This window comes from Paraburkholderia sp. BR10923 (genome assembly GCF_040948765.1).
In the GTDB taxonomy this organism is placed as follows: Bacteria; Pseudomonadota; Gammaproteobacteria; order Burkholderiales; family Burkholderiaceae; genus Paraburkholderia; species Paraburkholderia youngii.
The window spans coordinates 1-209 of record NZ_JBFPKO010000266.1; the positions used below are offsets into that span (position 1 = coordinate 1).

Consider the following 209-nt stretch of genomic DNA (forward strand, 5'->3'; position numbering starts at 1 on the left):
CACGGTGGCAAAAGACGCTGACGGTTCGGCGATCAACGTGGCAGGCACCGCGGGCAACCGTACGGTGACGGGGGTGGCTGCGGGCGCAGTGCGGGCATCGAGCGTGGACGCGGTCAACGGTGGCCAGCTGTACGGCACGGCGTCGAGCACGGCCCGGGCGCTGGGCGGTGGTTCGATCGTGCTTGCGGATGGCTCGATCAGCGCGCCGA

Annotated in this window: 1 protein-coding gene; it reads left to right on the forward strand. The window is 70.8% G+C overall.

From position 1 onward, the window contains the following. Positions 1-209, forward strand: a 209-nt coding sequence (locus tag AB3X94_RS42410) for a hypothetical protein (RefSeq protein WP_368614525.1), incomplete at both ends; no start/stop codon positions are given.